Genomic DNA, 3,837 nt, shown 5'->3' on the forward strand with positions numbered 1-3,837 from the left:
CCTGGTCATGCCGAACGCCGCGCCCCAGGCCCTGGCCGACCACGGCGGACACGCCGGGTCGGCAGCCGCTCTGCTCGGCTTCAGCCAGTTCATGTTGGGCGGGGCACTTGCTCCGCTGGCCGGCGCGGGTGGCGCCACCGACGCCTTGCCGATGGGAATCATCGTCGCCGTGCTGCCGGCGCTCGCTCTGCTCACACTCGGCGTCCTCACCCGGTCGATGCCCGGTGAGCGCACTCGCAGGCCGGCTCGCCAAGGACGTGCCGGGCACCGGCGACCGCGCCGGCACATCGATCGCAGACGAGCCGGCATCCAGTGAATCGGGCCAGCGTCTGGCGAACAGGGTGATTCCGCGATCAGCGTGACAGAGCCAAGCCCCGGCACCCATCATCGCGAAGGCACTCGGCTGCCACGACAAGACCGCCACCCGCCTGGTCACCGAAGCCGGAGGAACCTGGAGTCGATATGCACCTGGCGACCACACCCGCCGACAGGAACGACGTGGCTGCTCTGGTGAGCCAAGCTCCCGCGACCGGCCCGATGTCAGTACCAGGTGGCAGGCTCTGCCTCCATGAACAAGCAGCAGTTCTGGCAGCTCATTGAGGCAGCTCGCAATCAGGCGTCCAACCCGAACGACGGCGAAGCGGTCGCTCGCGAGGCGACCTCGCTGCTGGCCTCCCGGCCGGTCGAGGAGATCGTCGCAGCTGAGCAGGTTCTGTGGGACCTGATGGTTGACTCCTACAGCAATCCTCTCTGGGCCGCTGCTTACCTTGCCAACGGTGGGTGCTCTGACGACGGCTTCGACTACTTCCGCGGCTGGCTGATCGCTCAGGGTTGTGAAGTATTCGAGCGCGTAGTCGCTGATCCCGATGCCCTGGCAGAACTGCCCATCGTCCAAGCCTCCGCAGCCGACGGCGTCGACCTGGAGGGTGCGGACATGCTGGGCATCGCCTGGAACGCACACATCTCGGCGACCGGTGATCAGCTCCCAGCGAGCCCACCCACCATCCGCTACCGGGAGCTGGACCCCACCTGGAACTTCGATTTCGATGACCACGACGAAATGACCCGCCGACTGCCCCGCTTGGCAGCTCTCTATCTGGAGTAAGCGGAAGCTCGCAGTCACAAGACGAGGTCCAACAGCAGAGAACGAGACTCCCGGATCACTGTCGGTCATCTCATCGGGCCATGCACACACCTCGGCTGACGAATACGCGACACCTCAACATGCGCGCCTACCAGTCCCGAGGCCGTGACCCGGTGGAGTGCGGTCAATCCGGCGGGGGCGCCGCGGCCAACCACAACGCCATCCGGGGCGAGCCCTACGGCGGCTCCGGTGAGCTCGGCCACAACCTGATCCGGTGGCCGAGGCTGGGTTGAGGAGACATGGTCGCCCGGCAGCTGCTCGCCGTGCCGCACTGCTCCGTGGCCCCGTTCGCCGCAGGGTGATCCGTCCTGCGGCGAGCCCTTGCCCGGGCACGGTTCGACCGGTCGGCGGCAAAGGCCCGGGGCCGCTCGAAGGGCCACCCCGGGAACGGGACGTGCGGACGCTACCGTCCGGTGTAGGTGAACTCGTCGGCCGGGCTGGTGGGAGAGGTGGCCTTGCCGACCGTCACGGTGAGGTTCACCGTCTGGTGGTCGTCGAGCTGACCGGGCACGGTTGCGGTGATCTGTCCGGTGGAGACGAACTTGACCGAATCGGATGCCTTGTCCTTGAAGTGCACGGTGGCGCCATCGGCGAAGCCCGAGCCGCTGATGGTGACCAGGGTGCCGACCTCTCCGCTGGTCGGGCTGACGGCACTGACCACCACAGGTGCGGGTCCGCCATAGGCGAACTGCCCCATGGCGACGGCCGGGGAGGTGCCGAGGGTGTTGGTGACGCGGACGTGGACGACGCCGGTTCCCTCGGGGACCTTGGCGGTGATCCTGCTGTCGGAGTCGATGTTGAGCGTGGGGCAGGCGAAGCGGCCGAAGTCGACCATGCTGTCCTTACTGAAACCGGTGCCGTTGATGGTCACCTTGGTGCCTGGTTCGCCGAAGGTGGGGGTCACGTCGGTCACCACCGGTGCGGAAGGGACGGGAGGCGCTCCCACCAGGTCCAGGTAGGTGGAGTTGGCGTGCTGGAAGGCGACCTGGCCGAGGAAGTCCTGAGTGGTCTTGTTGACCAGGTTCTTGGCAAGGCTCGTGTAGCTGGTGTTCATCGGGCAGAGCGTGCCGGGCTGGACGTAGACGTTGCCCTTGGTGCGCTTGGAGATCGCCCCGATGAGCAGCTTCACTTCTTCGGTTGCCTGCGGTCCCGGGCTGGGGTACCAGCCGGCGGTGGTGTCGAGATCGGCCCACGCGTGCGGTACCAGGTCGTAGGCGTTGTTGTGGCGCTCGTCGATGACCCACGGCACGGAGTCGAAGTAGTCGACGAAGCTCTGTACGCCGGCGGTGGGAGCGGCATAGGTGATCACCGCGAACTTCGGCTGTTTCGGCCAGGTCTGTGCCTGCAGGTACGGCGCGAGCATGGTGGCGATGCAACCGCCCAGGCTGTGACCGGTCAGATAGACGGTCGGCTGCGGCGAGGACGGCGCCGAGTCGAGTGCGGCGGTGAGCGCCTGAGCGAGCGTGACGTTCGGGGAGGGTGCGGCGATCGATTGGGCGTTGACAACCCGTTTGAACGCATCCATCGCCCCCTTGGAAACGGCGATGGGCTTGGGCGATCCGCTTTCGGGGAACGGGACGACTGTGCCGACATCGAGGTCTTCGAGGATGTCGGTCAGATCGGCGTCCGTTCCGCGAGCGACCACGGCGAACTCGTTGGAGCCGTTGGTGCTCCGTGCGATGTAGGCCATATTCGCGTTGGCCTCGCTCAGGGCGAGCCACACCAGTTTCCACGCGCCCTGCGTCGCAAGGCTGGGATCGCTCAGTTGCGCGCTGATGCCGGTGATGATTCGTTCGGTCTGTTGTTGCGGGGTTTCCCCGGACGGACGCGGGGTGGCCCCGGTGGCTGCAAGGGCAGCCAGGGTCATGGTCACCTGGGCGGTTGTCGGATCGGGTGCCATCGTCGTTCCTGCTCCTCGGATGTTTTGCGCGGAGGCGGGGTGGCCTTTGGGCAGCATCAGGGCAGATCTGTGCCGAACCGGCCGGCAGAGCGGATCGCACACAATCAGACCTCCCCGCTGCGTTGTCCGGTGCTTTTCCAGCCCGCAGGTTGGCCAGGTTCACCTTGTTGGCCGTTCGGCGTACGTGTGTGCGGTTCGCCGAGCCAGGTGCGCAGCGCGGCCGCCAGAGCTGTGGTGTCTGCGGGCAGGCCCGGGCCGGCGGCCCAGGTGGCGACGCGGAAGCCGAGGCGACCAGGTCCGGTCGAGTTCACCTCGACTACTTCGACGTCTCGTACTGAACCCCGCCGCCGGGGCGCACCCGGGGCGCCGCACCCGGACGTGAGCACTCTGTCGGGGTGGGGCGCCTCCTCGTTCGAGCGCGTCAACGGCAGGCTCCACCCAGTAGAGGGGTGCCATAGCGACTGTGGGGAGCTGCCTTCGGACGGGCTGCTCCGAATAGCTGTCCTCGCGGCTGAGGACGCACCAGGTCCTCGGGCAGCAGGCCCCGTGACGCTGTCGACCCCGGGCAGGTCCGGCAGCCGTCACACGTCGCCGGTCACCGCCCCGGTCGGCAGCATCCAACCCGGATCCGGCCTTTGCCCCTCCACCTGAGCACAGCTGCGCGCCGGCCACTACCTGCCCGACGCCGTCACGGGGAGACCGAGTCTGAGTGGGTGGGTGCCGGTGAGGCCCCCGACGGCGTGCACCCGGCGGCCAGCACGGCCCCGCCCCACCGACCGACCCGGGTGTGGCG

3 protein-coding genes and 1 pseudogene are annotated in these 3,837 nt (G+C 67.8%); 3 read left to right on the forward strand and 1 reads right to left on the reverse strand.

The annotated features are described in order from the left end of the window. The 3 genes and pseudogenes from ACWGIU_RS32300 to ACWGIU_RS32310 form a co-directional block, all read left to right on the forward strand. Nucleotides 1–316, forward strand: a pseudogene (locus ACWGIU_RS32300) (hypothetical protein); the annotation flags it as partial. A gap of 252 nt (nt 317–568) precedes the next feature. Continuing rightward, a complete protein-coding gene (locus ACWGIU_RS32305; protein WP_453711661.1) occupies nt 569–1,105 on the forward strand; it encodes a DUF4240 domain-containing protein in 537 nt (178 codons plus the stop codon). Between the two features lie 80 nt (nt 1,106–1,185). After that, nucleotides 1,186–1,377, forward strand: a complete 192-nt coding sequence (locus ACWGIU_RS32310; protein ID WP_453711662.1) for a hypothetical protein — start codon at nt 1,186–1,188, stop codon at nt 1,375–1,377. Between the two features lie 170 nt (nt 1,378–1,547). On the opposite strand, the gene ACWGIU_RS32315 is transcribed toward ACWGIU_RS32310, so the two are convergent. Next, nucleotides 1,548–3,146, reverse strand: a complete 1,599-nt coding sequence (locus ACWGIU_RS32315) for an IPT/TIG domain-containing protein (RefSeq protein WP_453711663.1) — start codon at nt 3,144–3,146, stop codon at nt 1,548–1,550. Between the last annotated feature and the right edge of the window lie 691 nt (nt 3,147–3,837).

Source organism: Streptomyces sp. NPDC054840, from assembly GCF_053611065.1.

Excerpts from the sequence above, each read along its gene's own strand:
- ACWGIU_RS32305 (WP_453711661.1), top strand. The coding sequence starts at position 569 with ATGAACAAGCAGCAGTTCTGGCAGCTCATTGAGGCAGCTCGCAATCAG.
- ACWGIU_RS32310 (WP_453711662.1), top strand. The coding sequence starts at position 1,186 with ATGCACACACCTCGGCTGACGAATACGCGACACCTCAACATGCGCGCC.